The sequence below is a fragment of the Megamonas sp. Calf98-2 genome (assembly GCF_900110235.1).
GTDB lineage: Bacteria > Bacillota > Negativicutes > Selenomonadales > Selenomonadaceae > Megamonas > Megamonas funiformis.
Genome location: NZ_FOCY01000001.1, coordinates 104,015 through 130,412, shown reverse-complemented (window position 1 = coordinate 130,412; position 26,398 = coordinate 104,015). Strand labels below are relative to the sequence as shown.

Annotated in this window: 26 protein-coding genes; all 26 read right to left on the bottom strand. The window is 31.7% G+C overall.

What is annotated here, in order from left to right; all coding sequences use genetic code 11:
• Positions 1-19: 19 nt before the first annotated feature.
• The 26 genes from BMX03_RS00600 to BMX03_RS00475 all read right to left on the bottom strand — a co-directional run bounded on the left by BMX03_RS00600 (position 20) and on the right by BMX03_RS00475 (position 26,372).
• Positions 20-1,309 carry a sensor histidine kinase gene (locus BMX03_RS00600; RefSeq protein WP_015561605.1) on the bottom strand — a complete coding sequence of 430 codons (1,290 nt, stop codon included), beginning with the start codon at positions 1,307-1,309 and terminating at the stop codon, positions 20-22.
• Complete coding sequence (locus BMX03_RS00595; RefSeq protein WP_255361380.1) at positions 1,309-2,220, bottom strand: sugar ABC transporter substrate-binding protein; 912 nt, start codon at positions 2,218-2,220, stop codon at positions 1,309-1,311. Before BMX03_RS00595 ends, BMX03_RS00600 begins: the two co-directional genes overlap by 1 nt.
• A 220-nt stretch (positions 2,221-2,440) precedes the next feature.
• Positions 2,441-2,842 carry a RuvC family protein gene (locus BMX03_RS00590; RefSeq protein ID WP_075554778.1) on the bottom strand — a complete coding sequence of 134 codons (402 nt, stop codon included), beginning with the start codon at positions 2,840-2,842 and terminating at the stop codon, positions 2,441-2,443.
• Positions 2,835-4,064: a DUF3084 domain-containing protein gene (locus tag BMX03_RS00585; RefSeq protein ID WP_008539777.1), complete on the bottom strand. Its 1,230-nt coding sequence runs from the start codon at positions 4,062-4,064 to the stop codon at positions 2,835-2,837. Before BMX03_RS00585 ends, BMX03_RS00590 begins: the two co-directional genes overlap by 8 nt.
• A 24-nt stretch (positions 4,065-4,088) precedes the next feature.
• Positions 4,089-5,174 carry an LptF/LptG family permease gene (locus BMX03_RS00580; protein WP_008539776.1) on the bottom strand — a complete coding sequence of 362 codons (1,086 nt, stop codon included), beginning with the start codon at positions 5,172-5,174 and terminating at the stop codon, positions 4,089-4,091.
• Between the two features lie 13 nt (positions 5,175-5,187).
• The gene (lptB, locus tag BMX03_RS00575) at positions 5,188-5,907 is read right to left on the bottom strand and encodes an LPS export ABC transporter ATP-binding protein (RefSeq protein ID WP_008539774.1); all 720 of its coding nucleotides are present in this window, start codon (positions 5,905-5,907) and stop codon (positions 5,188-5,190) included.
• Between the two features lie 44 nt (positions 5,908-5,951).
• The gene (locus BMX03_RS00570; protein ID WP_022228074.1) at positions 5,952-6,728 is read right to left on the bottom strand and encodes an LptA/OstA family protein; all 777 of its coding nucleotides are present in this window, start codon (positions 6,726-6,728) and stop codon (positions 5,952-5,954) included.
• A complete protein-coding gene (lptC, locus tag BMX03_RS00565; protein ID WP_018998793.1) occupies positions 6,729-7,283 on the bottom strand; it encodes an LPS export ABC transporter periplasmic protein LptC in 555 nt (184 codons plus the stop codon).
• Complete coding sequence (locus BMX03_RS00560; protein WP_022228076.1) at positions 7,280-8,191, bottom strand: lysophospholipid acyltransferase family protein; 912 nt, start codon at positions 8,189-8,191, stop codon at positions 7,280-7,282. Before BMX03_RS00560 ends, lptC begins: the two co-directional genes overlap by 4 nt.
• A gap of 29 nt (positions 8,192-8,220) precedes the next feature.
• Positions 8,221-8,802: a KdsC family phosphatase gene (locus tag BMX03_RS00555; protein ID WP_018998792.1), complete on the bottom strand. Its 582-nt coding sequence runs from the start codon at positions 8,800-8,802 to the stop codon at positions 8,221-8,223.
• Positions 8,802-9,773, bottom strand: a complete 972-nt coding sequence (locus BMX03_RS00550; protein ID WP_008539763.1) for a KpsF/GutQ family sugar-phosphate isomerase — start codon at positions 9,771-9,773, stop codon at positions 8,802-8,804. The genes BMX03_RS00555 and BMX03_RS00550 overlap by 1 nt, the downstream gene beginning before the upstream one ends.
• A 44-nt stretch (positions 9,774-9,817) precedes the next feature.
• A complete protein-coding gene (gene kdsA, locus BMX03_RS00545; RefSeq protein WP_022228078.1) occupies positions 9,818-10,648 on the bottom strand; it encodes a 3-deoxy-8-phosphooctulonate synthase in 831 nt (276 codons plus the stop codon).
• Between the two features lie 24 nt (positions 10,649-10,672).
• Positions 10,673-11,410, bottom strand: a complete 738-nt coding sequence (kdsB, locus tag BMX03_RS00540) for a 3-deoxy-manno-octulosonate cytidylyltransferase (RefSeq protein ID WP_075554781.1) — start codon at positions 11,408-11,410, stop codon at positions 10,673-10,675.
• A 2-nt stretch (positions 11,411-11,412) separates the two neighbouring features.
• Complete coding sequence (gene lpxK / locus BMX03_RS00535) at positions 11,413-13,890, bottom strand: tetraacyldisaccharide 4'-kinase (protein ID WP_091693186.1); 2,478 nt, start codon at positions 13,888-13,890, stop codon at positions 11,413-11,415.
• 9 nt (positions 13,891-13,899) lie between these two features.
• Positions 13,900-15,633, bottom strand: a complete 1,734-nt coding sequence (locus BMX03_RS00530; RefSeq protein WP_022228081.1) for an ABC transporter ATP-binding protein — start codon at positions 15,631-15,633, stop codon at positions 13,900-13,902.
• A 5-nt stretch (positions 15,634-15,638) separates the two neighbouring features.
• Positions 15,639-16,793 carry a lipid-A-disaccharide synthase gene (lpxB, locus tag BMX03_RS00525; RefSeq protein ID WP_022228082.1) on the bottom strand — a complete coding sequence of 385 codons (1,155 nt, stop codon included), beginning with the start codon at positions 16,791-16,793 and terminating at the stop codon, positions 15,639-15,641.
• A 76-nt stretch (positions 16,794-16,869) separates the two neighbouring features.
• Positions 16,870-17,676, bottom strand: a complete 807-nt coding sequence (locus BMX03_RS00520) for an LpxI family protein (protein ID WP_008539757.1) — start codon at positions 17,674-17,676, stop codon at positions 16,870-16,872.
• A 15-nt stretch (positions 17,677-17,691) separates the two neighbouring features.
• Entirely contained in the window at positions 17,692-18,495 is an 804-nt protein-coding gene (gene lpxA, locus BMX03_RS00515) for an acyl-ACP--UDP-N-acetylglucosamine O-acyltransferase (protein WP_008539756.1), read from the bottom strand.
• A 93-nt stretch (positions 18,496-18,588) separates the two neighbouring features.
• On the bottom strand, positions 18,589-19,029 hold the full coding sequence (fabZ, locus tag BMX03_RS00510; RefSeq protein ID WP_008539755.1) for a 3-hydroxyacyl-ACP dehydratase FabZ: 441 nt from the start codon (positions 19,027-19,029) through the stop codon (positions 18,589-18,591).
• A 19-nt stretch (positions 19,030-19,048) separates the two neighbouring features.
• Positions 19,049-19,876, bottom strand: coding sequence for a UDP-3-O-acyl-N-acetylglucosamine deacetylase (gene lpxC, locus BMX03_RS00505; protein ID WP_015561623.1), 828 nt, complete (start codon positions 19,874-19,876; stop codon positions 19,049-19,051).
• 49 nt (positions 19,877-19,925) lie between these two features.
• Entirely contained in the window at positions 19,926-20,816 is an 891-nt protein-coding gene (locus BMX03_RS00500; protein ID WP_091693180.1) for a lysophospholipid acyltransferase family protein, read from the bottom strand.
• Positions 20,817-20,950: 134 nt separating this feature from the next.
• On the bottom strand, positions 20,951-21,982 hold the full coding sequence (lpxD, locus tag BMX03_RS00495) for a UDP-3-O-(3-hydroxymyristoyl)glucosamine N-acyltransferase (RefSeq protein ID WP_022228084.1): 1,032 nt from the start codon (positions 21,980-21,982) through the stop codon (positions 20,951-20,953).
• 14 nt (positions 21,983-21,996) lie between these two features.
• Positions 21,997-22,458: an OmpH/Skp family outer membrane protein gene (locus tag BMX03_RS00490; RefSeq protein ID WP_008539751.1), complete on the bottom strand. Its 462-nt coding sequence runs from the start codon at positions 22,456-22,458 to the stop codon at positions 21,997-21,999.
• Positions 22,459-22,482: 24 nt separating this feature from the next.
• Complete coding sequence (locus BMX03_RS00485) at positions 22,483-23,595, bottom strand: hypothetical protein (protein WP_091693177.1); 1,113 nt, start codon at positions 23,593-23,595, stop codon at positions 22,483-22,485.
• Between the two features lie 87 nt (positions 23,596-23,682).
• Positions 23,683-24,234: an OmpH/Skp family outer membrane protein gene (locus tag BMX03_RS00480; RefSeq protein ID WP_075554784.1), complete on the bottom strand. Its 552-nt coding sequence runs from the start codon at positions 24,232-24,234 to the stop codon at positions 23,683-23,685.
• A gap of 131 nt (positions 24,235-24,365) precedes the next feature.
• The gene (locus tag BMX03_RS00475) at positions 24,366-26,372 is read right to left on the bottom strand and encodes a BamA/OMP85 family outer membrane protein (RefSeq protein ID WP_091693174.1); all 2,007 of its coding nucleotides are present in this window, start codon (positions 26,370-26,372) and stop codon (positions 24,366-24,368) included.
• Between the last annotated feature and the right edge of the window lie 26 nt (positions 26,373-26,398).

The following is a 26,398-nucleotide window of genomic DNA, read 5'->3' as shown; positions in this document are numbered from 1 at the left end:
TCTCTATAAGATTTTTACTCTATAAAGGTATTTTTATCTCAGTTGTAAAACCATTTTCACTATAAAAATTTATATCTCCTCTTATCTGGGAAACTCTCTCTACCATTTGTTTTAGACCAAAACCATAGTTTATAGCCTTACAACCTTTACCATTATCTTTTATTTTTAAACACAATAAATTATTTTCTTTGTAAATATCAATATCCACAACTGTAGCCAATCCATGTCGTATACTATTTGTTATACTTTCTTGAATAACTCTAAATAAGATATCTTCTATCTTAGTATCAAAACCAGTTTCATCAATCTGATAATTTAAATTTATCTTTAAATCCGTTACATCAGATATCTCTTCTTTCATTTTTTCAATAGCTTCTTTTAATCTATACTGCTGTAAAAAATCCGGTCGCATCTTATTTAGCGAATTTCTAACATCTTTCATGCCTTTACGTATAGCTTTAGAGATTATCTTTAATTGTGCTTTTGCCAATTGCGGATTTTTATCAATCATGGTAATACAAGCATCAACGCCCACAGCCATTCCTGCCAAAGCATGTCCTATCGTATCGTGAAGTTCTCTAGCCAAACGCTTGCGTTCATTTTTTTCACCAAATTTTTCCGTAACAATAACATATTTTTGCATTTTTTTATTTATCATTGCCACCATGGATAATTTTTTATTGATATATTCATTTTCCTGTATCTGCTTCAAGATATAAATAATCATAAAAATTATAAACAATATTATATTAAAGCCTTCTAATAATCTCTTTATGATTATTAAACAATTTCTTATGCTAGCATCATAGACTAAGAAATATTCTTCTATATTAACTAAAGGATAAAAATATGTAACTATTTCATAATTTGCCAATAAATATATAAGACCTAATGCAACTAATAAGACCTGATACTTCAAGCCTTTTTTCAGATGATACATACAATCACAAAAAACAAATAAAATTATTCCATTATATGATAAATATATTAAAAAAATAAGTATTACTGAAATTACTACTTCTAACAAACTATATAAGTAATTTATTGTTTTATTTCTTATATTATTAAACTCTCGATAATAAACGCAATAAGCTAAGCAAAGTAATAAACCAACAGACCCGCTAATAATATATACTGGAGCCGTAGGCATATACATTACTTTATCAAGAAAACTTCTCGCCAAATCATTTCCAATGATATATTTTGTTGTAATCGCAATAACTGCTACATAAAATAAAACAATTATTACGTTTAAAATAAACATCGTATTTTTAACAATAAAGAAAAATAATCCATATGTTCTATTCATTATTGCCACCTATCTTCATCATATTTAAATAAATTTTCTTTGTTTATCAGCGAAATAGGTATTATTATATTTTTTTCTATTTTTTTTTTGCCATTTAAAATATTATACATATTTTCTACAGCTATTTGCCCCATCTTTATAGGTGATTGCGCTACCGTGCCGACTATCATTTGATTTCTGCCAATCAAAGCTTTTATCTCTGGTGTGCCATCTATTCCATATACCATTACATCATTTTTATTATTCTTTTCTAAAGCAGCCAATGCACCTAAAGCACTTGGGTCATTTAACGCCATTACTACATCTATATCAGGTGTTTCTTCTATAATCTCTTGCATCTTAGGCATGGCAATCTCCAATTGCCCATCACATTCAGCTTCGTTTATAACTTTATATTTTTCATTATTATCAATTACGCTCAAAAAACCTTCAATTCGCTCTTTTGCTGATTTTGCTGTTGTATGTTTCAATAGAACAATATTTGCACTATCTAATCTTTCCATCATATCTTTTGCACATTGAACACCAGCATCATAATTATCCGAAACAATCGTACAATTCACTAAACTTTCATCACTAACTGGAGCATCTATAATAATTACAGGAATATTTGCTCTTTTTGCTGCCTGTAAGGCTGGCTCTATTTGTTCAAAATCAATAGGATTTATAAAAATTCCGTCTACTTTTTGGTCTATAAATTTATATATCTGCTCATTTTGCTTATCTACATCTAATTCTGGGTCTAAAGTAATCAAAGTATCATTATTTTTCTCTACTACTTTTAAAATCTCATTATTGATTATTTTATAGAATGGATTATTCATGGTCATATAACTAACACCAAAAACTTTATGTTTAGCAATAGGAGCCGTATATATGTTGTATGTAACTGTAAAAATTATTAATACCATAAAAAAAATTATTATATATGTCATGTTCTTATAAAAACGCTTCATCTATATCACCTTCTATCATTATAGCATTAAGCTAGGCATAAAAATAAGTGACAAAAGTCATATTTGTATTTATGTTTATACATACATATACAATCACTTTATAAAAAAACTGTATTTTAAAAACTAGACTAAATAATTTCATCTAATTTCTAAAATACAGTCTCAAAATCTAAAATTATTTATTATCCTTTAAATATTTCCTACCGATAACAATAGCAGCATAATCATCAACAGGCACTGGTGGTACTTGCATACCTAAAGGAATTAATTTTTTCCAACCTTTAGGTGGATTTTCCTGAAAATATAATTTTCTGGCTTCATCTGTTGTTCGATATTCATTTATTAAAACTATATCTCTATCTATAAATTCTCGTTTTAATAAATCATATTTTTTCTTACTGCTCGTACCATTTCCCATGACGATCGTCTTAATAATGTATTTCTCCAGTAAAGACTTTATTATTTGCACTAATTCTTCTGAATTAATTATTTTATGCTCTAAAACATCACTATTCTTTAAAATAGCTATGCCTGTTTTTTCTCTACCTGGATCAATAGCTAAAATTTCATCATTCATGATTAATCTCTTGCTCTGTTTCATTTTTTAAATAGATATGCAAACGCAATGGTCCTAAAACTTCTGTATCAGCAGCTGCAAAGGCGCTAATTAAAACATCTTTACCTCTGTTTTCAGCTAAAGCTTTTTCAATGGCATATATCTGATTGCCGTTTATCACACCAACTGTACCAGTCAAAGGATTTGGCAAAATACCATTATTTATAGCTGTCATATTCACATTACGTAGAAAATCGCTTATCAACATTTCACTATTACTACCATCAATAGGAACATTGTATATCTTTTGATATACAAATTCATTTTCTTGATAAACTACACGATTAGGATGCATCTCTAATTCAGTCAATACAGGATCACCTTTTACTAAATTAGCAGCTACAATAAGGCGAATAACTGTATCTCCTTTAGCTTGCTTTAATCTATCCATCGCTTTTTGATATTCGATAGGATAAATCCAAACGCCATCTTTAGAGCCTTCTGTTCCCAATCTATCAATTATTTTACTATTAGCTAATGCTATGATTTGATTTAAATCGTTTTGAATTTTTACTGGGTCATCAGTCTTTTTAATTACACCGCTAGCCAACAATTCGCCTACACGATAAATTATTGGTCGTTCACGAATATTTTCTATACCTTCTTGCAAGTCATTATTCGTTTTTTCCAATTCTAAATTATCAGCTTTCAAGCTTTCATTATTGGCTAATAAAAATTGATTATTTTCGGCTAAACTTTGATTATGTTCTATCAAAGTCTGATTATCTGACCACAATTCTTGATTTCTATTTTGCAAAGCAACTTGTTCTTGTCTTAGAAGTTCAGCTGCTTGCTGGGCAATTTCTAAATCCTCTTGAGTTTCTTCTAAATCCTTTTTAGATTTAGCATATTCCTCTTTAGTCGTATTTAAATCGTTTTTTACATTGACTAAAGCGCCTGAAGCTTCTTCAAGCATAGATTGTTTTTCATTTAGTTCTGCCTTTAATTTATTCATACCAAAAAGAGCGGTACGAACATCTTTAGAAGCAATAGCCAATATACCAAAGGTAACAGTTGTAATCAATATACCTGTGATAATTGTTACCAAAATAGATGTATGTCTTGGTCTTAAACCAAATAATGATAATTTTTTCTTGCCAACTTTACTGCCTAGGCGGTCGCCAATGAAAGCGATTACGCCACCGGTTAAAACTAATACGACAATCAGCATAATGCCATACACGGTTCATACCACCTACTTATTATTTTATTTTGATTCTTTACGAATTAAATAAATACCTGCTATCAAAGTTACAATATTAGGTATCCAAACAGCTATAACTGGCGGAATAAAGGAATTTTGTCCAATTGCACCAGCTAAAGTCATCAAAGTATAGTAAATAAAAATAATTATAATACTTATACCAAAACCGATAGAAGAAGAACTACGATTTGGCTGAATGCCAAGTGGTGCCCCAATTAAAGCAAACATCAAACTAGCCATTGGCACTGTAAAACGTTGATATAATTCTATCTCTAATTTTTTAGTATCTACATATTGAGATTTCATTATATTAATCTGTTCACGAAGTTCTTTAATTGTCATCTCATCAGGTTTTTTCTGACTTTTAATAATCTGTTTAGGAGTTTGATTTATTGGCAAAACTTGTGAGTCAAATTTCATCATGCGTTCTGTGTTTGGTTGAGATAAATCATATAATACGCCGTTATACATTACCCATTCATCAACACTCCATTTAGCATATTCTGCATTTTCTACACGCACCATTTTGCCTTGTTCAAATTCCTGTATAGATAAATTATCTAAATTTCCTGTTTCAGCATCATATTTACGAGCATATACTAATCTTTGGATATTTCCATCTTGGATTTGTTTGATAATTATATGCTCTTGAGATTCTGGAGATGTATTTCCTTGAATTTCATATCGCACTAAATCAGCATAAGCTTGGTTAGATGCAGGTACTACATATTCATTAAAACCAATGGAAAAAATACTAACGCCAAGAGAAAACGCTATAACTGGTGTTACTAATCTTTTAAAACTAACACCACATGCCTTCATAGCAATAATTTCACTATTGCCTGATAATCTACCAAATGTCAATAATGCTGCAAGCAACATAGACATTGGGAATGTCCACACTATAATGCCTGGTAAACTATAGATGATTAAACGCACTATAGCTGAAAAAGATGCACCATATTGTGTTATATATTGAGCAATTCTCAATAATGTTCCTGACCCTAAAAATACAGCTGAAAATGCACAGATGCCAAAGATAAAGGTCATGATTGTTTCTTTTAATATATATTTATCTAAAATACGCATCTATCATCTTCTCCTATAATTTAAAGTCTTCACCTAAATAGAACTTACGAGCGAGTTCACTATTAGCAATTGTATCGCTATCGCCTTCTAAAAGAATTTGTCCACTGTTCATAATATAAGCTCTATCTACAATTTGCAAAGTTTCTCTTACATTATGGTCAGTGATTAAAATTCCCATGCCACGTTCTTTTAAATAACTGATAATTCCCTGAATATCAGCTACTGCTAAAGGGTCAATTCCTGCAAAGGGTTCATCTAATAAAATGAAATGAGGTTCTAGTGCTAGACCTCTTGCGATTTCTACACGTCTACGTTCCCCACCAGAAAGTTGCATACCTAAACGAGTTCTTATATGAGTGATATTAAATTCTTCTAAAAGGTCATCAATCTTTTTATCTTGTTCTTTTTTGGATAAATTTCTAGTTTGTAAAATTGCTCGCAAATTATCCTCTACTGTCAATTTACGAAAAATAGATGCTTCCTGTGCTAAATAACTTATACCTAGATCTGCACGTTCATTGATAGGCAATCTAGTAATATCAATATCAGAAATAAATACTTTTCCTGATGTTGGCTTTTCTATTCCTACAATCATATAAAAAGTTGTAGTCTTTCCTGCACCATTTGGACCTAATAAACCTACAATTTCACCTTTCTTTACATGCAAAGAAACATCTCTTACTGCAGGCGTTCCTTTATACTCTTTAATAAGATTTTTTACTTCAATATGCAAACGTGTCACTCATTTCTATCTTTATCATCTAACCATCAACTATTTTATTTAATATTCACATTATCTCCTAAATAAACAGTTAATGTATTTCCTCTAACAATATTACCATTTTGAGTAGCTACTGCATTTCCTGTAAGTACTAATTTACCATTTTCTGTACTGTTGTAAGTAGCATTGTCACTATTAGTTACAATATTTCTTGATGGACTTTTAATATTTACATTTCCTGTAGCTACAAAATTAAAATCTTGACCATTGCCACTATAAGTTGCTGTATCGCTTGTGGATTGTACATCATTAGTTTTGCTATTTAAATATACATTACCTGTAGCTGTATATTTATTTGTCATCAAATTTCCTGATAATACATCACCACGAATATCAGCTTGTGGTCCAGTTGCATTTCCGCCTAAAGGCATAGATATATCACTTGTTGCTTGATTATAATGTATTTCTTCTCCAGTTAATGTATTATCAGCTTTTACCAATACTACAGAACCTTTAGCTACAACTTCTTGATTAGCATTAGAAATCAAGCTTTCTGCCTTTAAGTTCATATCATCTTTATTTGCAGTTACACCACCTGTAATAGAGGCTTCCTGTGTTTTAAAATTATATGTTGCTTGACCGCCAGTTAATACGCCACCATCACGAATAATAGTTACACCACCTATAGCTATTGCCATATCTGTCTGCGCATTATATTCTATTACATCGCCTTTTAATTCAATAGGAGTATCTGCTGCAATAACTGTATTTATCATTGAAAAACTCATAATAGCTACAACAAGTGCTGTTTTTAGCTTACTATATTTTTTCATTTATTGATTATCTCCTTTTATAATATGTGCATTACCCATTAATTTAAAATTAGTAAATGCATCTTTACTTTCAGCCTTATCTGCTGTCGCCCTCATACCTGGCTTATTGATATCAACATTTCCTTCACAAGTCAATATACCTTGCTCACCATTCCAAGTGACTTTATCTGTTTTAAATTTCAATTCATCACTTGATTTAGCTTCTATTCCATCAACCAATTCAATATTTTTATTTTTCTGGTCATATGTCGCTTTAGGAGCATTTATTTCTATACTTGTTCCATCTTCACGATAAAAAGTACCTTTTACTTTTTCCATGGTAAACATCTGTGAATCTTGGTCTACTGTCATTGTTTCTGCATAACATTGCCAAATCAATTTGCCATTTACTTCTTCTTTCAAAGTATTATTGTGATATACCATAACTTTATTTGTCTGTGTATTTTGTGTTTCTTCAACTTTTGGTCTACTAGCATAAGCCCAATAAATCAAACCAACTACCAACAAGACAAGAATTAAAACTATGGCATTTTTTTTATTTACCTTTTTAGTCATTTATTGACCACCTTAGTTTTTACGGTATGATGTTTTACTTTCTGCTGTTCAGGACGTGTATTCCAACGTTTTTGGAACCATATCCACTGCGTAGGATGTGCTATGATTTGCTCTTCAATAATTTTTGTCATACGTTCTGTGAAATCATACAAATCAGCATTTGTATCTCCAGTATCATTATATACTATTGGTTCATAAATTTCTATTTTATGTGTACCATCACTTTGACGAATGATAAATGCTGGTACAACTGGTGACATAAATTTACGAGCAAATACAGCAGGACCCATTGGCGTTGAGCATACTTCACCTAAAAATTCAATAAATGCTCCACCTGGACCTGCATCTTGGTCTGCTAAAAAGCCTAAAATACGGCCTTTTTTCAAAGCTCTTGAAGCTGCCAAAAGCTCTGAAGCTGCACCACGTGCAAATATTTCTACCCCTACTTGAGCACGATATTCATCTAATAACTTTGTATACTGAGAGTCTGGCTGTGTTTTGGCAAGTGCTGTAACAGAAAAACCTGCTTTAACAAGACCAGCAGCAAGCCATTCCCATGTACCCATATGTGCTGTTAAAATTACAACACCTCTATTTTTTGCATACTCACGTTTTAAAATGTCTAAGCCTTCAAATTTTATATATTTAAAATCATCTTTTTTTAATCTTGGCATATATAAAATTTCCAAGACATTTTGACTTAAATTGATAAATGAATCTTTGACAATTTTCTTTGCCTTTTCCTCATCTATTTTAAAGGATTTCATCATTCTATCAACTGCACGATTGCGTTCTTTAGCTATTAAATGAAAATATAATATACCTAGTATATGCCCTAATCTAAGCAAATTTTTATGTGATAAACAACATAAAAAAGCACTAAAATATTTTAATAATTTATATTTCATTCTAATTCCTCTAATGTCTAAATAAACTTTTATTGTGAAATATTTTTTTCTACTTCTTTAGCATCTGTTTCATCTTCTATATTTAAATAACTATCAATAACAGCTTGCCATTTTTCTTGTGCTTTCAAAATAAATTCTATAATTTGACGAACTGCGCCTTTTCCACCAGCAAAATCACTTATTAAAATAGATACAGATTTTGCTTCTTCGGTAGCATCAGCTACAGTTGCTGGAAATCCAACTCTTTTCATTACAGCTAAATCAAATAAATCATCGCCAATATAAGCTACTTCTTCATCTTTTAATTGATATTCAGCCAATAATTCCTTATAAGCTGGAACTTTATTTTTTTTATTTTGATAAAAAGCATTTATTTTTAATTCCCTAGCACGATAAGCGAGCATCTTAGATTCTCTACCTGTGATAATAGCTGTTTTTATCCCTAATTTTTGGGCTAGAGTAATCCCTAGCCCATCTCTTACATTAAAAGTTTTAAATAATTCACCATTATCACCAACGGCTATAGAGCCATCTGTCAATACTCCATCAACATCTAAAATGAGCATTTTTACATTTTTTGCTCGTGCTAATGCATCTTGTGTATATTGCATTAAACCACTCCCTGACGAAGTAAATCAGTAAGATGAACTATACCTACTGGTTCATTTTTCTCTACATCAATTACTGGAAGCACTGTAATTGGTTTTGGTTGATGTTTTTCCATCATACTGAGTGCTTCAGCAGCCATTTTATCTTTTGTTATTATTACTGGATTTTTAGTCATTAAATCTTCTACTGGCTCATCTAAAAACTCTGCTCCACGAGCAAGCATACGGCGAATATCGCCATCTGTTACAAGGCCAATGAATTTGCCATTTTCATCAACAACAGAAGTTGCACCTAATCCTTTTGCTGTCATTAAGAACAATGCTTCTTTTGCTGTTTTATGCACAGAAATAACAGGATTATCTTCTCCTGAATGCATAACATTTTCTACAGTTAAAAGTAATCTTCTGCCAAGTGCTCCACCTGGATGGAATACTGCAAAATCTTGAGCAGTGAAATTACGTGAAGATAAAAGTGCTATAGCTAGTGCATCTCCCATAGCAAGAGTTGCTGTTGTACTAGCTGTTGGTGCAAGACCTAATGGACATGCTTCACGCTCTACACTTATATCAATATAATAATCTGCATTTTTGCCAAGTGTAGATTCACGTCTACCACTCATAGCAATAATTTTTGCACCTATACGTTTAATAATCGGTAAGATATTTACAATTTCATTAGATTCACCACTATTAGAAATAGCAAGTACCATATCATTAGCTGTAACCATACCTAAATCACCATGGAAAGCTTCTGCTGGATGCATAAAAAATGATGGTGTTCCTGTACTAGCTAAACTAGCTGCTATTTTTCTACCCACATGACCAGATTTTCCCATACCTGTTACAATAACACGACCATTACAAGCTAAAATAGCATTTACAATTGTTTCGAATTCATCATCAATATGATTAATTAATTTTTTTACCGCATCAGCTTCTATTTGAAGTGTTTCTATAGCCTTTTCTTTTATCATGATTATTACCTCACAATTTAACTCTCAAAAATCCCAGTAATATTTTATTTGTTTATTTTTTTCTTTGTTATTTCATTGATTGCGATTAAATCTTTTAATAAATCTTCTAATTTATCTAAGTAAACCATATTTGGTCCATCGCAAAGTGCTTCTTCTGGATTATCATGAACTTCCATAAAGAAACCATCTACACCTACACCAGCTGCACCACGAGCTAAGAATTCTACATACTCACGATTACCAGCAGAACTTGTTCCTGCGCCACCTGGTAATTGTACACTATGTGTAGCATCAAAAATAACTGGATATCCTGTAGAACGCATGATAGGGAAAGAGCGCATATCTACAACTAAGTTATTATAACCAAAGCTTGCTCCACGTTCTGTGAGTAAAATCTTTTCAGAACCAGCTTCTTCTAATTTTTTCACTACATTTTTCATATCTGCTGGAGCCAAGAATTGACCTTTTTTTACATTTACTACACAGCCAGATTTTGCAGCTGTATATAATAAATCTGTTTGACGGCTTAAAAATGCTGGTATCTGTAATACATCTACTACTTTAGATACTGGTTCTACCTGTGTTTCATTGTGAATATCTGTAACTACTGGAACATTGAGTTCTTCTTTAATACTTTGAAGCCATTTTAAACCTTCTTCTAATCCTGGTCCACGATATCCATTATAAGAGGAACGATTTGCTTTATCGAATGAAGCTTTAAATACATAAGGAATACCAAGTCGAGAAGTTATCTCTTTTATAGTTTTACCAATATATAAAGAGCGTTCATATGATTCTAATACACATGGACCTGCTAAAAGTACTAATGGATTTCCCGCACCAACTTCAAAATTGCCAATTTTTACTGTATGCATAGCTACACTTCCTTACTTTTTAATTTATTTATTTTTTTCCATTTCTTGATATATTTTATTTACTTCTTCTAAATCTTCTTTTGTATCCACACCAACAAAATGTTTATCTGTGGCTATAACTTTTATTTTATAACCATTTTCTAAAGCTCTAAGTTGCTCTAAAGACTCTGTTTGTTCAAGTGGTGTTGGTTGCATTTTAGCATATTGTAACAGAAAATCTCTACGATATCCATAAATTCCAATATGTTTATAGACAACAACCCCTGTATCTTCACGAGGATATGGTATTAAAGAACGTGAAAAATACAATGCATAACCATTTTTATCTGTAATTACTTTTACATTTCCTGGTTTTGCTTTTTCTTCTTCTTTCATAGGAGTCTTCACTGTAGCCATTTTTAAATTTTCATCATTTAAAAATTCTTGTGCTAAATCATCAATAATCTGTGGTTCAATAAGTGGTTCATCACCTTGAACGTTGATGATTACATCTGCATCTGGGCATTTTTGAGCTACTTCTGCCAATCTATCTGTACCTGTTGGATGATTTTTGGCTGTCATTATAGCTTTTCCGCCAGCTTTGACCACAGCTTCATATACTCTTTCATCATCAACAGCTGCTATTACTTCTGCTGGTTTTATAGCATTTAATACACGTTCATATACACGTACAATCATTGGTTTTCCAGCTATATCAGCAAGAGGTTTCCCTGGTAATCTTGTAGATGCATAACGAGCTGGTATTACACAAATAATTTTCATATTTATCCCTTCAATCTAGGTAATTTTTCTTTCAAGTATTCAAATAAAACTTGTGTTTCATCGATAAAAGTAACTTCTATACTAATGATGTAAATTGGTATAGGTCGTTTTTTACACAATAATGTTTCAGGAATTTTTACAGCATCTTTATCAGTGATAATGATAGCTTCTGCACCTTGCTCTTCTGCTTGATGCATTACATCTCTTATTTCTTCTTCTGTATAATCATGATGGTCTGGGAAACGCAAGCTTTCTGTAATAATAGCTCCAATATCATTTAAAGTTTGTTCAAACGAAGCTGGATTTCCAATAGCTGACATAGCTATGACTTTATGACCTTTCATCATATCTACAGATAAAATTTCATTTGGTTTTCGACTGAATAAATTGCCAATTTCTACAAAGCCTAATGGCTTATGTGTACTTTCTACTACTAAAGCATGGTCATTGTATTTTGCCAAAGTATCTCTTATTTCCTTGCATGCAGATTTACTAGCTTGATCTACTTTTGTCAATAAACAAACATCTGCTCTATTTAAATGATTTAATGGCTCACGAAGAGTTCCACGTGGTAACATATGACCATTGCCAAATATATTAATAGCGTCAACTAATAAAATATTTAAGTCGCGCTTTAATTGCCAATGTTGATAACCATCATCTAAAATTACCACATCTACATTGAAATTATCTACAGCATATTTTCCTGTAATCGTTCTATCTGTACCAATTAAAACTGGAATATCTGGCAAACTTCTAGCTAAAAGATAAGCTTCATCTCCTGCTTGATCTGCTGACATAAATACTTGATTGCCATCAGATACAATACCTACTTCGCCTTTCCATTTTGCACGATAACCACGATTTAAAATTGCTACTTTATAGCCTAAATCGCGAATATATCTGGCTAAAAGTTTAGCAGTTGGTGTTTTTCCTGTACCACCAACAGTGATATTACCAATGCTGATGACAAAACAATCTAATTTTACTTGTTTAGCAATACCCCATTTATATAAATTCAATTGGAAATTTACTAAACTACGATAAATCAAGGAAAAACTATATAATACACCTAAAAATAATTTTGCTGGTATACTTTTCTTATTTTTATCATGTACTAATTTGTATAAATAAGTTTGGAGATTTTCTATTTTTTCTGTAGAACGTACCTGCACAGGATTTACTTTTTCGTATTCATCTAATAATTCATGTAAAATAACAGCAGAACGACGAGAAGCTCCCCGATTATCTTCAATTATCTGCAAAGTTTCTCTTTCCATCTGATGACGTTTTTCAGGGCAATTAAATAGCTCTAATACTGCCTCTGTTAATTCTTTGCTATTTTTTACAGTAATACATGCATTTCGCTTACTAAATAATACATGAGTATCTTTGAAGTTAAACATATTCGGACCAACTATTATCGCCTTTCCATGAGCTGCCGGCTCTAAAATATTATGTCCGCCATGTTTTATTAAACTTCCACCTACATAGATAACATCGCCTACACTATAGACTTTACCTAATTCTCCAATAGTATCTAAAATCACTACATCTTGTTCATATGATGGTTTTTCTTTTATTACAGTACGGAAATTTGTCTTAAATCCGTGTTTATGACAAATACTAGCAATTTCATCTTTACGCAAAATACTTCTTGGTGCAATCAATAATTTAACATTAGGGTGCTGTTTTTTTAATTCACTATACGCTTCTAAAACAGCTTCTTCTTCACCTTTATGCGTACTTCCTGCTAAAAATATTCCTTTTGCTTTATCCAAACATAATTCTTTCAACATATTGTTACGTTCTTTTTCATCTACATTAGTATATGTTTGGTCAAATTTTGTATTACCTGTAACAGTAACTAAATTTTCATCTGCACCTAAACGAATAATATATGAAGCATCTATTTCTGATTGCATAGCAAATTTTCTTACTGTGCCAATCATATCAGATAAAATACTAAACATATATTTATAACGTTTTACAGATTTATCACTAATTCTGCCATTTACCATCATTACTGGTATATTATATTTTCTTGTAGCCTTTAAAAAATTCGGCCAAAGTTCTGTTTCCACAGGCAAAAATACACGAGGACGAATTTTTTTGATAAAACGCTCAGGAAGCCATGGCAAATCCAAAGGAAAATAAATTATACTATCTGCATCTTTGATAATGCGATTAGCCATAGTATATCCTGTATTAGTTACTACTGATACTAATATGGGAGTATCGGGGAATTCTCTGCGAAATTCTTTAATAATTGGACTTGTCGCTACAATTTCTCCCACAGAAGAGGCATGTATCCAAATACAATTTTTGCCTGCCACTTTATCTAAGGCATGCTCTGGCAAAAAACCAAAACTTTGAATCATGCGTTTTAAAAATCCTTTTTCACGAATAGTTCTAACTATAAAATATGGTATCAATAGTATAACAAGCAATATAGCTACAATATTATATAAAATCTGCATATGCTTCACCTATTTTGCTTTCTTATTACTAAATTGTATGTTATACAAATGACTATATAACCCACCTGTCTGCATAAGTTCTTGATGTGTACCCATTTCTTGTACACGTCCATTGTCTAAAACAACAATTTTATCAGCATGTACAATTGTTGATAGACGATGTGCTATAACAAATGATGTTCGACCAACCATCAATTTATCCAATGCCTCTTGAACAATTTCTTCACTTTCTGTATCAAGTGCTGATGTTGCTTCATCTAAAATCAAAATACGTGGATTTTTTAAGATAGCTCTAGCAATCGCCATACGTTGACGTTGACCGCCAGATAAAGTTATACCACGTTCACCAATTTTCGTATCATAGCCATCAGATAAATTCATGATAAAATTATGTGCATTAGCCGCTTTTGCCGCTTCAATGATTTCTTCATCAGTTGCATCTAATCTACCATAGCGAATATTTTCTTTAATTGTGCCACTAAATAACATAGTTTCTTGAGGCACTACACCAATTTGTTCACGCAATGATTTTATAGTAACATCTCGAATATCTATATCATCTATTGTTATAGCGCCCTCAGTTACATCATAAAATCTAGGAATTAAATTTGCAATAGTAGATTTTCCTGCTCCACTAGGACCTACAAATGCAATTACTTGACCTGGATTAGCTGTTAAAGATAAATCATGTAATACATTCACACCATCTTTATAGCCAAAACTAACATGATCAAATTTAACTTTACCACTGATTTTAGGAAGCTCTTTAGCCTCAGGCTTATCCTTTAAATCTTCCTGTGTATCTAATACATCAAATACACGTTCCGCTGCTGCCATAGCTTTATTAATTGTGCCATATACTCTACTGATACGTTTTACAGGGTTAGCTAAATTTACAGCATAAGTTAAAAAGGCGATAAGTGCCCCAGCTGTCAAAGCGCCATTAACTACTTGATAACCACCAAACCATAAAATTACAGTTACAATTACAGCTGCTAAAAATTCTACAGTTGGTGTCAACAATGAACTAAGCTGTACACTTTTCATATTTGCTTTAAAGTTTAAATCATTTTGATTTTGAAATCTTTCAATTTCATGTTCTTCTCTAGCAAATGATTTTACTACACGAACGCCAGAAATTGTTTCTTGTAATAATGATGTTATTTCTGCCGTACGTTCTTGAATTAGTGAACCACTTTTTTTGAGCTTTCTACCGAAAATTTTCATAGCTTGCCCAATCAATGGTACAACTATCAACGTAACTAAACTCAATTTCCAATCCAAATAAAACATCATAACTAAAGAACCTATCAAAATTGATGATTCTGTAACTAATTCTATTAAACTATCAACTAATGCTGCTTGAAGTGCTGCTACGTCATTAGTTATATAGCTCATTATTGTTCCTGTTTGTTTTTTTTCATAATATGCTAACTGCAACTTCTGAAATTTCACATAAAGCATTTCACGAACATCAATAATTACTCTTTGTGCTATATATGATACTAAATACGACTGACCATAGAAGAATATCCCTCTAAAGAAAAATACTACCACTATGCCTACTGCAATTAAATTTAACAGTACCATATCTCTTTCCATAAGTACCTTATCAATCATATCCTTTATAATCCAAGGTACATATAAATTTGCTGCTGCTGACATTATGATACAAACAATAGCTAATAAAAGCCTTTTCCAATATGGTTTTATAAATAAAATCAATCTCTTATAATCATTCATATCATTTATCCCTTAATCTCATTTTTAAATCTATCAGCTGTTTGTAATATTAACTCAGCTGTCTTATCAGCCACTCCTGGTGAACCTAGCTTTTCCTTTACCATTAATAATTCTTCTTTTACTCTTTTAGCAGATTCAGTATCTTTATATAAATCTCTAGCAAGTCGAGCTATATTTTCACCATTTACTTCATCTTGTAACAATTCTGGCAAAACTTGTTTATCAACTAAAATATTTGGCAAACTAAAATATTTTATCTTCACAAAAATTTTAGCTATGCGATATGTGATAGCAGACATCTTATATAAAACAATTGATGGAAGTCCCATAAGTGCAGCTTCCAAAGTAACTGTTCCCGAAGTTGCAATAGCAAAATCACAGCAATTCATCAAATCATATGTCTTTGTTTCACATAATTTTACTGTTAAACCATATTCATTTATCTTTTCTTCTAAATATTTTTTATCAATACCAGTAGCTACAGGTAAAAAAAACTTTATTTCTGGTCGTTCTTTCTTTATTAACTGCGCAGCTTGAAGCATTGGTTCTAATAAATTAGCTATTTCTTGCTTTCTACTTCCTGGCAATAATAAAATATTATCTTCTTTCAAATCTATGCCAAAAAATTCCGCTGCCATCTCGCGACTCATTGAAGCCTTTACATTATCCATCAATGGATTTCCTACAAATGAAATATCTGCACCTGCTTTTTTATATACATCTAATTCAAAAGGAAAAATCGCTACAATCTTATCAGCAATTTTAGCTACCTCTTTAGCTCTGCCCTTGCGCCATGCCCAAGCTGAAGGTGGTATATATGAAAATACAGGTATATTCATTTTCTTAGCTTCTTTAGCGAGACGCCAATTAAAATCTGGATAATCTATTAAGACTAAAATATCAGGCTTTTGTTTTTTCATTTCTGCTACTAAAGCATCTTTTAATTTAAACATTTTACGTAAATTAACTAATACTTCCCAAAAACCCATCACACTATAATCTAACATGTTTTTACAAAGCTTTACTCCAGCTTGTTCCATTTGTGGACCACCAAAGCCAAACATTTCAATATCACTACAGATATTTTTCAAAGCTTTAGCCAAATTCGCTCCATGCATATCACCAGAAGTTTCCCCTGCTGAAAACATAATTTTATACATACAAACCTCCAGCCTTTATCAAGCAGAAAAAGACGCGATGATAACATTTTATAATGTATCGCCGCGTCCTACCATACTACATTGCCACAATAGTTATAGCATTTTCATCAGCTAGTGATAAAACTTTTTCTCTATCTACAATTAAAGTGCGTCCTGCTTCAATTACTAAGCCAGAAGCTTTTACTTCTATCATAGATTCAATTGTTTTTACACCAACAGCTGGCATATCAAAACGATTATCTTGAGCTGGTTTTGCCACTTTTGCTACAACTGCATTTCCGCAAGCGAGTTTTCCGCCACGTAAAATACATGCATCAGTTCCTTCAATAGCTTCTAAAGCCATTACTGCTTTATCTTTAACAACTACAGTCTGACCAATATCCAAGCCGCCAAGAGCTTTTGCCATTTTGAAACCGAATTCCATATCTAAATTTTCTCTCTCTGTTGGTTGACGTTTAGTCAATACACCTTTTTTAGGCATAATCATTTTCAAAAGCATAGTTTGGTCAAATGTGGTAATTCCTTCTTTAGCAAGTTCTGCCACAAATGCCAACATCATAGTATCATCACTTCTATCTTTTAATGATGATAACAAAGCTATCATTCTAGCGTCAGGTAATTCATGTTGCCCTGAAAATAAAATTTCCTTAGTAACTTTACCAATCATGACAACATCTGTTACTTCTTTGCCTTTTAAATAATCAATTATACTACCTAATTGAGCTACATTGATGGATTTAAAATCTGTTGCTACATTTTTTAAATCTTCTTCTACACCATCAACTAAACCTACAGCATAAACATCTATACCCATAGCTCTTGCTGCTTTTGCTACTTCAACTGGTAATCTACCTATCCCAGATAATAAACCTATTGATTTCATACTAAAATCCCCACTTTAATTATTACCTTCATGGTTTTCTCTGCAAATACCACGATCAGCATTTCTTAAGAATCGTAAAAAATGTTCTACTTCAGCACAAGAATCAACTTCTTGTTCAATTACAGATATTGCCTGCGCTAATTTTAATCCTGAACGATACAAAATTCTATATGCTTGTTTAATAGCTTTTCTTGACGATACAGAAATTCCTGCACGAGCTATACCTACACTATTTAAACCACAAACATTTGCAGGTCTACCATCTACAATTGTATATGGCACAACATCTTGTACTAATTTAGAAAAGCCTCCAACCATTGCATTTCTACCAATTTTTACAAATTGATGAACACCGGCAAAGCCACCAAGAACAGCTCTATCTTCTACAATAACATGCCCTGCAACAGATGCATTATTTGCCATAATAACATTATTACCAATAATTGCATTATGTGCTACATGCGTATAAGCCATTAATAAGCAATCATTGCCAATACGAGTTTCTTCTTCAGCTCCACAAGCTCTATGAATTGTAGCATATTCACGAACTTTTGTTCTATCGCCAATATATACATAAGATTTTTCGCCCACAAATTTTAAATCCTGTGGTTCTGCACCAATAGATGCTCCTGGAAAAATCACGCAATCTTTGCCAATTTTTGTCCATCCAGTAATAACCGCATGTGGTTCAATTCTTGTACCATCACCGATTTCTACATTTTCGCCAATAACTGCAAATGGACCAATTTCTACATTTTTTCCGATTTTGGCATTTTCATGAACTATTGCTAATGGATGTATTTTGCTTTCTGCCTCCATTTGTATTCACTCCTTAAAAACTACACCATTTGGTGAAATTCCATCATAGTAAAAGAGCCAATTAATTGGCTCTTTACACCTTAATTAATCATTTTATAAGTTTTCTGGTTTTTGTAAAGCAAAAGTAAAGTCACCTTGAGCTACTAATTTATCATCAACAAAACCTTCACAATGAACTTTACCAAAATCGCCACGAATTTTCACAATTTCAGATTTCATAATAAGCTGATCACCAGGAACTACTGGTTTTTTAAATTTAACATTATCCATACCGCCAAAATAAGCTAGTTTACCGCGGTTTTCTGCTGGATATAATAAAGCAAAACCACCAACTTGTGCCATTGCTTCTAAAATTAGCACGCCTGGCATAATTGGATGACCTGGAAAATGTCCTCTAAATTGGTCTTCATTTATAGAAATATTTTTTATACCTACTGCATATTTCATAGGTTCTAATTCAATAATACGATCGATCAATAAAAATGGGGGACGATGTGGTAAAACTTTTTCAATTTCAGGAATATCAATTCTCATAGTATAACCTCTCTTCTGCTTAAGTAAAGTCTGCAAGAATTTTCTTTGCTAACTTTGTATTTAATTCATGACCTGATTTTACAGCAATTACATGACCTTTTATTCTACCTGCTAATCTCAAATCACCAATAGCATCTAAAATTTTATGACGAACTAATTCATCTGGGAAACGAAGTTTATTCATCCAACCTTCATCATTGTAGACGATTACATTATCTAAATTTCCACCTAAACCTAATCCCATTTTACGTAAAGCTTCTACTTCTTTTTCATAAGCAATAGTTCGTGCTATAGCTATTTCCTTCTTATATAAATCTTTACTAGTAAATTCAAAATCATGATATTGTATACCAATTAATGGATGTGGATTTATGGAAGTAAAGCTCACACGAAAACCATCATAAGGCAATACCATTATAAATCTTTCTTTATCATCTATGCGATATACTTTATTAATTGTTATTATATCTGCTTCTTTTTCCTGTTCTTTTATTCCTGCTTTTTCTAGCAATTCTAAAAAAACATTTGCTGAACCATCTGTTACTGGTGGTTCTTCACTGTCAATTTCAATATAACAATTATCTATATCACTAGCAAATAGTGCTGACATTAAATGTTCTATTGTAAAAATCTTGACATCTCCATTACTAATCGTTGTCGCTCTTAATGTAGATGTAACATTACTTGCTATTGCTTTTATCTGTGTTTTTTCTGGTAAATCCGTTCTAATAAATACAATTCCTGTATCTACTGGAGCAGGACGCAATTTCATATTAACCTCTGTGCCTGAATGCAGACCAATTCCAGTATATGAAACATCTACCGCAATTGTTTTTTGCTTTATCATCGTCGTCCTCCTAAAAATTATATATAATTATTTTACAAGACAACGCTATTTACTGCAAGTTATTTGCTTCTTTTTTCTTTCTTTCAACATATTTCCATCTATCATGAAGCCAGAACCACTCTTCTGGATAATCTCTTATATGTTGTTCTACTAAACTAGTTAAGCTTGCCATCATATCATATATATCTTTTTGTTTGTCTTTTGTTTTAGCTGTAAAAACTGGTTCTAATACTGTTAAAATATGATGTCCTGGTCTTTTTTTATCTTCAGTAATAAAAGCTGGTAATATCGGTGCCGATTTAAATCTGCTCATCACTGCTGGACCTTGCACACAAGATGCTTCATAACCTAAAAATGGCATAATAATCCCTGTAGAACCACCATCTTGGTCCATAATTAACCCAATAAAATATTTTTGTCCAAGCATTTTCATCATTTCTTTGATATCCAATTTATCTGTTATATGCATACCTGTAAATGCTCGACAATAATTTATAAAATTATTTACACCTTCATTGCGTTGATGTTGAGCCACTCCTGCTATCTTCATTCCTTTATGAGTGAGTGCTGCTCCTATAATCTCCCAATTTCCACTATGTGCTGTGGCAATGACACCACCATTTCCATAGAACATAGCTTTTTTTATATTTTCTTCACCTTTTATAGTTACATATTTATCAATATTTTTACATATAACTTTAAATCGCAATACTTCCATGATCATTGGTCCAAATCTAGTCCAACTTTTCTTGGCAATTTGCTCAGCTTTATCAGTTGATACTTTTAAACAACGCTCAATATTATGGATTGCCATTTGTTTTCTTTTTTTAGGAACAACAATCCATGTTAATTCACCTAAAATCTTACCTATAAATCTTGCTACACTAGCTGGTAATAAACAACAAATATCACTTAAAAATACTAATATATGATATAGCATTTGTATCTCCTTTCACTTTATATTCCTATCTTATTTTTTCACAATATCAATTACTTTCTAAACTAATAAAATCTATAAAAAAAGTAGCTAAGCATTAGGGCTTGGCTACTTTAATAATCAAAGAATTACTCGATTTAATTATTTTTCTCTTCTAACGCTTTTAAACGCTTTTCCATTAATTTCAATTTTTTCATCATATCTGGCAAACGAGATTCATTTGCTTTAATTCTAAGCCATTCTTGATGAGGGCGAGCAGGAAAACCTGCATAGAATGAATTTTCTGGTACATCTGCAATAAGACCTGTACGTGCTGCCATAACTGAATTACTGCCAACCTTTATATGACCTTTAGAGCCAACTTGACCTGCAAATGTAACATTATGACCAACAATTGTTGAACCAGCAAGACCTGTTTGTGCTACAACTAAACAATTTTCTCCTAATACACAGTTATGACCAATGTGAACAAGGTTATCTACTTTTGTTCCTTTGCCAATCACTGTTGAACCTGTTGTTGCTCTATCAATTCCTGCATTACAGCCAATTTCAACATCATCTTCAATTACTACATTACCTACTTGTGGTACTTTTGTATGTTTTCCATCTTTAGTTATAAAACCAAATCCATCTGCACCAATTACTGTATTATCATGAATAATTACATTTTTTCCTACTTTGCAATATTCGCGAACACTAACACCTGAATGAAGAATTGTATTTTCATCTACACTAGCATATTGACCAATATAAACATTTGGATATATTTCCACATTATCGCCAATAATTGCATTATCATCAATATAGGCAAAATCCATTATAGCTACATCTTCACCAATTTTTACATTTTTACCTATATGTGCCTTAGAGCTGATGACTTTTTCTACTTTCAATTCAGGTTTAAAAATATTTAATAAAATATTGAAAGCTTCTCGAGGATTTTTTACTTTTATACAAGTTTTTGAAAAACCATCTACATCTTCTTGTATAATCACTGCAGCCGCATTACAAGCAATAGCTTCCTCTAAATGTGGGTCTACAGCAAAAGTTATTTCACTTGGACCAGCTAAAGCAATTCCTGTTGCACCTGTAATGACTAAATTCTCATCATAATCCCCACAAAGTTTACCATTTATTAAATTTGCTATCTCTGCTAGTGTTCTTTTCATAATATTACCCCTTTTTATTGCAACTTCTGAATTACATCGTCTGTAATATCAATTCCACCTTGAACTACAAACTCTTGTTTTTGAACTTGCATACCATTTGAACGCACTAATGTTTTTGGCACTACAGCAGATAATTCTTTTTCTGTTGATACTTCTGCGAGTACCTTATCCATTGTATTTTTTACTTGAGATTTATATTGCATATCTAAGCCTTGATATTGACGTTGAATATCCATCTGTGCTTTTTTAAATTCTTCATCAGACATAGTTGCTTTTTTGCTCATTAAATCTGTTTCTTTAGCTTCGATTTCTTTATTCTTAGCATCAATATTATCTCTAATTGTTTTTATTTGTGGTGCTTCATTCATAACTCGTTCAGCATCTAAATAACCTAATTTAGTTTCGCTTCCACAACCTGACATAAATACACTCATCAATGTAACAAGTGCTATTACTAACATTAATTTTATTTTCATGACACCCTATCGCCTTTCCATATATTATTTACCATTATTATTTTGCATTTGCTCATTTGTAAGTTCAGCCATTACATCGTCTGTAATATCAATTGCATCAGCACCAACTACCATACCATTTAAAACTGTATCATCAAAATTATCTATTTTTATATTACCAAAAAAATCTAATGTAGCTGGAACATCAGCAATAACTAATTTTAGATGTTTTTGAATTGCTATTTTCATAGCCTTACTAGCAATGTCTTTTAATATGCTTCTCTTTAATAAATTTATTTCATTTTCTTTTGTATGCAATAATATTATTAATCGTTCACTATCTTTTTTTCTAGCTTGAAGCATCTGCAATCTATCTTGAAGATATTGTGCCTCTCTTTTTTGTTCAGCTTGTTGTCTTTCTAAAGAGTTTTGTACATCTATTTGATGTATCTTTTGAACATTTATACCTAATTCTTGTTCTCGTTGTGCTCGCCACTTCATTAATTCATCAGCAACTTTTAAATTATATTGTTGCTCAATCAGCGCTACATTTTCTCCGCGTTCTTTTTTTAGCTGTTCTAATAATGTTAATAGATTATCTTTTTCTTCTTGAGTCAATCTCAAGTTTTCAGCATTATCTAATTTCATAGTGCAATTAAAAATAGCGTTTGTATATTTATCAGTTATTAATGTTTCTGCTTTATTTTTTTCAATAGATAATCTTTGTCTTATTTCATGTTCTTTTGTTATCGTTTCTTCTTTTAATTGTTGTTTAGCTTTTATTTCTTGTAAATTATTTTGTTCATCTACAACTTGTTCAAATACTTGACTTGCCGGATTTACTTGCGGTGGTTGCAATTGTTCTGTATTTAATGCATATGATTTTAATTTTATTAAAATCAATATCTTCTCGGCTTGCAATTTTTCTAATTTAGCATAATCACTATGTTTAGACATCAATTTATCTATATCTACCGTAGCTATTGCTGAATTAACATCTAATTGCACTGGAGGTTTTTGTGTTTGTTTATGCCAAATATATAAAGCTCCTATAATACATAATAATACACAAATACCACCTGTAATAATAGCACTTTTTCTACTCTTATCCTTTTTGTTCTCTTGCATATCATCATCTTTATCTTGCTCATTTGCCATAAAGCCACCTCCCTACAAATTTATTTAGATTATTAAAATACCGAGCATCACTGCATTTGCTCGGTATTTCATCTAAAAGCATAAAAATTAATTTTGACCAGAAGAATTTGTTGTATCTGTAGCTTCAGCAGAAGTTGCATCAGAACTATTAGTATTATCTGTAGTTACATCACCCTGAGCTTGAATTTTTGTTAAAACATCTTGAGTGATATCCTGTCCACCATATAATACATTGTTTTTATCTAATACAACATTAATATCTCTAGAATCAGCTACTGCTTTTACTTGTTCTTCTATGCTATTGCGAATAGGATCGATTAATTCTTTTTGCTTATCTTGCATTTCTTTTTGTTTTTGTTCTATAAATTGTTGCTGCTGTTCAGGTGTCATATTTGCAGCTTGATTTTGGAAATCTTCTTGAACTTGTTTTGCTGCTGCTTCATATTTTTCACGAGCAGGTTGCATTCCTGGATGTTCTGCAATAAGTTTGGAATAATCTACAATACCAACATTAGAAGAAGATGCTCCTGCCATACCAGATTGATATTGTGAAACTCCAAGAGCGACAATACTAAATACAAATACTGCTGCAATAATAACACTAATAATTTTTACTTGTTTCTTTTCGAAATTAATCAACTTTATCTTCTCCCTTTATAAGGCTTTTGCCTCTTAGTTAAAACACTTTAATTATAACAAACTAAAAATTCTTATTCAAGGAAAGAATTAACTGCAGAAAAAATTCTGCAGTTAATCTAAAAATATTACTGTTAGAAGTTTCCACCTACATTAAAATGAAGTCTTCCGCCATCTTCACCCCAACCATAATCAAGGCGAAGAGCACCTATTGGAGTTTGCATTTGTAGTCCTAAACCTACACTAGCATGTAAATCCAAATCATCTTCAATGGAACTCCATGGTCCCCAAGATTTACCACCCCAAGCATCACCTACATCTGTAAACAAAGCACCTTGTACTTTATTTACTAATGGGAAACGATATTCTACTGTACCCATTAACATTTTATTACCAGAAAATTGTCCATCACGATAGCCACGAACAGAATTTTGACCACCTACTTCAAATAAAGCAGCTTCTGGTAAATCTTCATTTGCATAACCTGCACTACCACGCAATGCCAAAACTTGTGCATGACCTACTTTATAATATTTTTGTATACTACCTGTCAATTTAGTATAATCAAAATCTCCACCTAAACCAGCATATTCAACAGATAGACTAGTTCTAGTTCCTTCTGTTGGATAGAAAATATTATCTCTTGTATCGCGTACTTGAGAAGCTATAATACTTCTAGTTTCCCCAAAATTATTATCTCTCCATGCTTCATACTGGCTAGTATCGCGATTATATGGACCATCTTCATGTCCACGATATTCTGTATTATTTATTTTAAAACCTAAATAATTCATTGTATATTCATCTGTTGGACGACCAAAGTTTAATTCATACCCTTGATTTTTTTTATCGTAAGTTTCAATAAGATCACCGCCATTATCGTAATCATCATATTCAAACTTACGATCATAAATACGGAAAGTACCTGTAGTTTCTTTTTCATCAAGCCATGGTTTTGTATAAGAGATGCTATAACCACTGTCATCGCCATCTTCTCCACCAAATTCGTACATAGCTTTTACAGAATCACCAATTCCCATAAAGTTGCTATCACTAACACTAACCATACCTAAAAGACCATCTTCACTGCTATAACCAGCACCAATACCAAAAGAACCTGTACGTTTTTCAATAACAGTCAATTCCATGATGATATTATTTGGATCTTCTTTACCTGGTAAAATTTTTACACTAACATCTTCAAAAAATCCTAAATTATATACACGTTGCATACTACGACGTGCTTTCTTAGCATCAAATACTTCGCCTGGTTTTATACGCATTTCACGAGTAATAACATAATCTTTTGTTTTATCATTACCTTTTACTACATAACCTTCAAGAATACCTTCATTAAAAGTTAAAGTTAAATTACCACTTTCATCAATAGATATATCTCTTAATTTTGCCAAAATATATCCATCTTGGCGATAGCTAGCTTCAATATTTGCTAAATCTGTATTCAATTGACGAATATTTAAAATTTCGCCTTTTTTTACAGTTAACATATCTTCAATTTTATCTGTGGAATAAACTTGATTTCCCAAAATCTCTACAGAATTCAACACAGGATTTTCCATTACATGATAAGTTATTTTTACACCTTCAGGAACAATTTCATAAGAAGGATAATTATCATAAAAATAGCCTGTATTATAAATATTATTTCTATCTTGTTCTATATTTTTTATATTGAATTTGTCTCCAGCTTTTATAGTTAAAACATTTAAGATATCTTCTTTAGCTATTTTTTCATTTCCCACAACATCTACACTGACTACTGTCATATCTGTATATGCACTATTATTATTTTTAATAGTTTCTTCTGTTGGTCTTTGTTCTTTCCAAGTATTCATTTTAGCAATAGCTTCAGGATCTTGTACTTTATCCACTTTATTTTTTTTGTCATTATTGATAACAATTTCTTTGTCTTCTTTTGCAACCTCATTGTCCGCAGATACATCTTGCATTGTTTCATCAATTTTTGCTGCTACTACTTCTTCAGTTAAGCTTTCAGCAGATACAATATTTTCATGTACATTATTATCTGCAACATTTGCAAAACAATTATTTATACTAAAGGCACTGATATTAGCCATGGCTAACGCGCAGACTAATAATTTATAATTTTTCTGTTTCAAACAAAAAACCTCCTTAATTTGGCAAA